Annotated in this window: 1 protein-coding gene; it reads left to right on the forward strand. The window is 67.6% G+C overall.

All coding sequences use genetic code 11. The features are described from left to right. Positions 1 to 1,369, forward strand: a 1,369-nt coding sequence (locus ACSNOH_RS34780; protein WP_436725443.1) for a condensation domain-containing protein, incomplete at both ends; no start/stop codon positions are given.

A 1,369-nucleotide genomic window follows, 5' to 3' on the forward strand; every position in this document is an offset into this window, starting at 1 on the left:
AGCTGGAGGGTCCGTCGGCGACGTACAACATGCCGCTGGCGTTGCGGTTGTCCGGTGCGGTCGACCGGGAGGCTTTGAGGACGGCGCTGGCGGATGTCGTGGCGCGGCACGAGTCGCTGCGGACGGTCTTCCCCGAGACCGACGGCGAACCCCGCCAGCATGTATGTGCTGTATCTGAGGCGCGGGTGCCGTGGGAAGTGCGTGCCACGACAGAGGAAGACCTTGCTGCTGCCTTGACCACGGCAGCTCGTCACGGCTTCGACCTGGCCACTGAGCTTCCCGTCCGTGCCACGCTGTTCGCCGTCACGCCCACCGAACACGTGCTGTTGGTGCTGATGCACCACATTGCGGGTGACGGTTGGTCGATGGGTCCGCTGGCGAAGGATCTGGTGGCGGCGTACGGCGCGCGCTGCGCGGGCGAGGAGCCGTCGTGGTCGCCGTTGCCGGTGCAGTACGCGGACTACACGCTGTGGCAGCGGGACCTCCTCGGCGACGGCACCCACCCGGACAGCCTCTTCGCCCGCCAGCTGACCTATTGGAAGGAGCAGCTGGCCGGCCTCCCCGAACAGGTGACCCTGCCCACCGACCGTCCTCGCCCCGCGGCCGTCTCCTATCAGGGTGACTACACGCGGATGGAGCTCGACGCCGACGTGCACCGGGCCGTATCCGACCTGGCGCAGCGAACAGGCACGACGCCGTTCATGGTGTTGCAGGCGGCGTTGGCCGGGCTGTTCACGCGGCTGGGCGCAGGGACGGACATTGCGTTGGGTTCGCCGATCGCGGGGCGGACGGATGAGGCGCTGGACGACCTGGTCGGGTTCTTCGTCAACACGCTCGTGTTGCGGACCGATACGACGGGGGATCCGTCGTTCACGGAGTTGATCGGCCGGGTGCGGGAGGCGAGTCTGGGTGCGTATGCGCATCAGGATGTGCCGTTCGAGTATCTGGTGGAGGTGCTCAACCCGCAGCGCTCGACCTCCCATCACCCGCTGTTCCAGGTGATGCTCGCCCTCCAGAACGCACCCGCCACGGGATTCACCCTCCCCGAAGCCCGAGTGAGCCTTGAGCCGGTCGGGGCCAAGGTTGCGCGGGTCGACGTCTCGATCATCTTGACGGAGCACCACGACTCCGCGAGCCGCCCTGAAGGGATCTCGGGCTGGGTCGAGTTCTCGTCGGATCTGTTCGAGCGGTCGACGGTTGATGCGTTGATGGCACGTTGGTTGCGGTTGCTGCGGGAGTGGGTGGCTGATCCGGGCGTGCCGTTGGGTGCGGTTGATGTGGTGGCCGGCGTCGAGCGGGAGGAGGTTCTTGCCGCGGGGTGTGGTGGGGATCTGTCGGTGCTGGGCGCTTCGGTTCCTGGGGTGTTTGG

Origin of the sequence: Streptomyces sp. URMC 127 (assembly GCF_051386535.1) — a bacterium.
GTDB lineage: Bacteria > Actinomycetota > Actinomycetes > Streptomycetales > Streptomycetaceae > Streptomyces.